This is a genomic window from Desulfuromonas sp., assembly GCA_002869615.1.
Lineage (GTDB): Bacteria > Desulfobacterota > Desulfuromonadia > Desulfuromonadales > UBA2294 > BM707.
Window position 1 is genome coordinate 1 of record PKUH01000098.1, and the last position, 4227, is coordinate 4227.

Sequence of the window (4227 nt, forward strand, 5' to 3'; positions counted from 1 at the left end):
CCCTTGTTGTCGGTAATCGTTTCGTAGGCGATGCAGACAGCGCTGCTTTTGAGCATTGCTCGGGTCAGCTCTTCCGAAGCGGCGAAGTGGAAGTAGGTGAAAACGACCTGCTCCGGACGGATCAGGTCAAATTCGCTTGGTTGTGGCTCCTTGACATGCATGACCATGTCGGCCCGGTCGAATATTTCATTCGGCGAACTGACGATTTCGGCGCCGGCGACGACGTAGGCCTCATCGTCGAAACCACTCCCGTTACCGGCGCCAGCCTCGACAAGCACGTCGTGGCCATGGGCGTTCATGATTTCGACTCCGGCCGGAGTCATGCTGACGCGATTTTCCTCGGTTTTAATTTCCTTGAGAACGCCGACGATCATTGAATGCCTCCCTTGTTGGTCGTGGATAAATATAATGATAACAGGTTTTTGGCGGGTTTATAATTTATTAAGTGGCGTTGAATGGTTGGTGTTGGATAGGGACGCTACCCGAAGTCGAGGGAAATGTCCCACTGAAGACAGATGACCGATGACCGCGCGGTCGCGGCCGCGCACTCCGCCATACTCTTTTATTGAGCCATAAAAGAGTATGCAGAAAACGGCTCCCTTGCCGGGGGGCTTTTTGTGCGATTGGGTTTGTTTCTGTTCAACTGTGCTGCCGGGGAGTTTGCCTTGAGGCAAACGCGGTAGGTCTCCGTGGCGGTTGCGGTCGGGCTGCGGTTCAGTGATCGCGCTGACGGTAGCGACCTCAAGAGCTCCGGGGGTAAGTCAAAAACTTCAATGGATTCCCGATCGGAGCCGAAGAGTTGAACGGGGACACTACCCGAAGTCGAGGGAAGTGTCCCCCTGACGAAAGCCTTTTTGACTGCTCCCACTACTTTTCCCGGGCCCCATGTAAGACCTCCGGGTGATGGCGGCGAATCCAATTTATCTTTTTCTACTTTTTGACACTTTCCCTCTGCCCTTGTGCCCCTTGTTTGCAATGAACTGCTCTTTCAGCTCCATCCTTCCGCAGATCTCCAGTGCTTCGAGTATATCCTTCCGGTTTTCTGGCAGGTGCCAGAGCAGCAGCGATTTCTGTAGCCGTTTTTCTTTGGCGTCACGGGGTACATGAATCCGCTCGCCGCTGAACGGATCCTTGCCGGTGTAATAAATACAGGTCGACAGCGAACCGGGCGTCGGGGTGAATTCCTGCACCTGCTCGACTCGCAGGCGGTGCTTTTTGAGGAAGAGGGCGACGTCGATCATGTCGTCGAGAGTGCAGCCGGGATGAGCGCTGATGAAGTAGGGGACAATGCCCTGCTTTTTTTTGAGGTCACGGCTACGATCGTAGAAACTGCGCAAAAAGCTTTCGAATGCTCTGGCGCCCGGTTTGCGCATGACGCGGGCAACATTGTCGCTGGTCGTCTCCGGGGCGACCTTGAGCAGGCCGCCGACGTGATGTTCAAGCAACTGGTTGAAGTAGTCGGATTGTTGCTCAAGCAGATCATAACGGATGCCGGAGGCGACGAACAGGTGCTTGACCTTTGGGTGGCGCGCGATTTCCCGCAGCATCTTGACCGCTTGCCGGTCCGACTTGACCAGGTGCCGGCAGCGTTGCGGATAGAGGCAGCTGCTCCGCCTGCACTTCGCTTCGGCTTCGGGACTGCCGCAGCAAAGTCCGTACATATTGGCAGTCGGTCCGCCGACGTCGCTGATCGTTCCCCTGAAGTCCGGATGTTCGCTCAACCGATCAACTTCACTCCGGATGGATTCGATCGAGCGCGACTGGATCGTTTTTCCCTGGTGATGGGTAATCGCGCAGAAGGCACAACCGCCGAAACAGCCGCGGTGGCTGGTGACCGAGAACTTGATCTGCTCGTAGGCCGGGATCTTTTCCCTGTAGGAAGGGTGTGGCAATCGCGAGAACGGCAGACTGTAAATCTGATCGAGCTGTTCTGAGCTCAATGGCCCGGGTGGCGGATTGACGATCACCCAGCGGTTGTCATGCCGCTGCGCCAGCGGTTTGCCGCTGGCCGGATTGGCCTGCTCGGCTGCCAGTTTGAACGCAAGATTGTAGTCACTGCTATTTTCCGCGGCCTGGTCAAACGGCGGGAGTTCGATTGCGTCTGGCCGGGGTGCACTCTCCAGCCGGGCTGTTCCGCGAAGATCATCGATGTTGCCGATCATCTCCCCTTCATGCATCCGCCAGGCAAGCTCCCTCAGGGCTGACTCGGCCATGCCGTAAAGCAACAGGTCGGCTTTGCTGTCAACCAGAATCGATCGACGGACCTTGTCGTCCCAGTAGTCGTAATGGGCCAGACGGCGCAGGCTCGCTTCGATGCCGCCGATCACCGTTGGCAATCCCTTGAATGCCCCTTTGACCGCGGCAGTATAGGCAATCACCGCCCGGTTCGGCCGGGCGCCGGGCCGGCCGCCCGGAGTGTAGGCGTCGTCCTTGCGGATTTTTTTGGCGGCGGTGTAGTGATTGACCATCGAATCCATGGCACCGCTGGAGACGGCGGCGAACAGTCGCGGGCGGCCCATTGTTGTGAATGCCTCCCGATTACGCCAGTCCGGCTGGGCGATGATGCCGACCCGGAAACCCTCTGCTTCGAGCATTCGGGCGAGCAGGGGGGTGCCGAAAGCGGGATGGTCGATATAGGCGTCGCCGGTGATAAAGAGGATATCGAGTTCAGCCCAGCCACGGGAGGTCATCTCGTGAGAGGTTGTCGGAAGAAATTGATGATTCATTCGAGCAAGGTAGCAAGGGTGTCTGAAAAAGGCAATGCAGCTGATTGCTGTCGGGATCACATCAAGGGCGTATTCGGTGATGGACTTTGCCCGGCGCTCGGACAATAATGACCGGATGCAACAGACAGACATTATAGTTGTCGGCGGTGGTCCGGCCGGGATGTTCGCCGCCGGGCATGCCGCCCTGGCCGGAGCGAAGGTGATCCTGCTGGAACGGAACCGGATGTGCGGCGCCAAAATCCTTATCACCGGCAAGGGGCGTTGCAACGTCACCAACAGCGAAGCCGACCCACGCAAGTTCGTCGAACGTTTCGGTCGCAACGGCAAGGCTTTTCTGACGGCACTTTATGCCTATGGTGTCGAAGATGTCGTCAACTTCTTTGAAGAACGGCAGGTTGCCCTGACGCGGGAGCGGGGTGGCCGGATTTTTCCGGCCAGAGGAGATGCCCGGGATATCAAGAAAGCCCTCGACTCTTTCCTCAGGGAGAGCGGTGTTGAGGTTGTCGCCCCGTGCCGGGTCGATCATCTTGTTGTTGACGAGGGCAAGGTGCTGGCCGCCGAAACGGGTCGCGGCCGCTTCCATGCCGAGCGGTTCATCATCGCGACCGGCGGGCTCTCTTATCCGGAGACCGGCTGTGACGGCGATGGCTATCGTTGGGCCGAAAACCTCGAACATCATCTGGTTCCGACCAGGCCGGCACTGGTCCCGGTCCGTCTGGCGGAAAACTGGACCGCCCGGGTGACCCGCCTCAACCTCAGGAACGTCGAAGTTTCGGTCTGGCAGAAGGGGAAGAAACTTGCTGCGCGGTTCGGTGAGGCCTTTTTTACCCGCAACGGCATTGGCGGCCCGATCATTCTTGACCTGAGCGGCTCGATTCGTGATGCACTTGCCGCCGGGGCGGTGGAATTGCGGCTCGACCTGAAGCCGGCCGTTAACGCCGAGATCTTTGATCAACGGCTGCAACGCGAGCTCAGCGACAACAGCAACCGCGACTTTCGCAATGCCCTCGGCAACTTGCTGCCGAAAGTAATGATCCCGATTTTTATCGAACTTTCGGCAATCGATCCAATGAAAAAATGCCACTCGGTGACCCGCGAAGAGAGAAAGAATCTGCTCTGTCTCTTCAAACAATTACCCCTGAAGGTCTCTGCCTGTGATGGCTACGACAAGGCAATTGTTACGGCCGGTGGTGTCAATCTCGGTGATATCGATATGCGCACCATGTGTTCGAAAAAAATACCCAACCTCTATTTTGCCGGCGAGATGATCGACCTCGATGGTCCGACCGGCGGCTTCAATCTCCAGGTCTGCTGGTCGACCGGATATCTCGCCGGGATCAGTGCCGCCGGCAAATAATTGGCTTAGCCGATATTCAATCGATAATTAAAGCGTTATAATAACTAGTGAGCTCCGACAGATACTCATTTTACCCTGGGGATTTGATATGTCCGATCGGGTCAAGCCTGTTTATCAGCGCACGGTTGAGGCTCTCCTGCGTGA

The 4227-nt window shown here is 57.2% G+C and carries 3 protein-coding genes; 1 reads left to right on the plus strand and 2 read right to left on the minus strand.

The window, feature by feature from the left end; genetic code table 11:
* Both C0623_10140 and C0623_10145 read right to left on the minus strand, forming a co-directional pair.
* On the minus strand, positions 1–374 hold a 374-nt coding region (locus C0623_10140), incomplete at its 3' end, for an alanine dehydrogenase (GenBank protein ID PLX99154.1).
* Between the two features lie 546 nt (positions 375–920).
* A complete protein-coding gene (locus C0623_10145) occupies positions 921–2726 on the minus strand; it encodes a YgiQ family radical SAM protein (protein PLX99155.1) in 1806 nt (601 codons plus the stop codon).
* Positions 2727–2760: 34 nt separating this feature from the next.
* On the opposite strand from C0623_10145, the gene C0623_10150 reads away from it, so the two are divergent.
* Positions 2761–4083 carry an aminoacetone oxidase family FAD-binding enzyme gene (locus C0623_10150; protein ID PLX99156.1) on the plus strand — a complete coding sequence of 441 codons (1323 nt, stop codon included), beginning with the start codon at positions 2761–2763 and terminating at the stop codon, positions 4081–4083.
* Positions 4084–4227 lie beyond the last annotated feature (144 nt).

Bases quoted from the DNA above. Each gene is read 5' to 3' on its own strand.
- C0623_10145 (PLX99155.1), bottom strand. From the start codon at position 2,726: ATGAATCATCAATTTCTTCCGACAACCTCTCACGAGATGACCTCCCGT.
- C0623_10150 (PLX99156.1), top strand. From the start codon at position 2,761: ATGCAGCTGATTGCTGTCGGGATCACATCAAGGGCGTATTCGGTGATG.